Here is a 334-nt window from a genome sequence, read left to right as displayed (position 1 = left end):
GAATCTCACCGGCGTTGAAACCGGCGCCACCGTCGAATACTCGACCGATGACGGTCATACCTGGAACACCAATTTCAACGCGGTCGAAGGCATGAATGACGTACAGGTTCGGCAAACCGACGTCGCAGGAAATACATCCGATCCGACGGCGTTCAGCTTCGCGCTTGATACCTCAGCTGCTGCGCCCGGTGTCACACTATCGAGCGATTCCGGTAGCAGTGCCACCGACCACATTACCAATGTCGGTTCGTTGAATCTCACCGGTGTCGAAACGGGTGCCACCGTCGAATACTCGATCGACGGCGGCCATACCTGGAACACCAGTTTCAATGCC

1 protein-coding gene is annotated in these 334 nt (G+C 56.6%); it reads left to right on the top strand.

What is annotated here, in order from left to right:
* The coding region (locus tag SB764_RS38965; RefSeq protein ID WP_410866607.1) for a hypothetical protein at window positions 1-334 on the top strand (334 nt) is incomplete at both ends.

The organism is Paraburkholderia sp. SIMBA_027 (assembly GCF_046535315.1).
GTDB classification, from domain to species: domain Bacteria; phylum Pseudomonadota; class Gammaproteobacteria; order Burkholderiales; family Burkholderiaceae; genus Paraburkholderia; species Paraburkholderia tropica.
The sequence above is the reverse complement of the archived record's forward strand: the minus strand, read 5'-3'. Positions and strand labels throughout refer to the sequence as shown.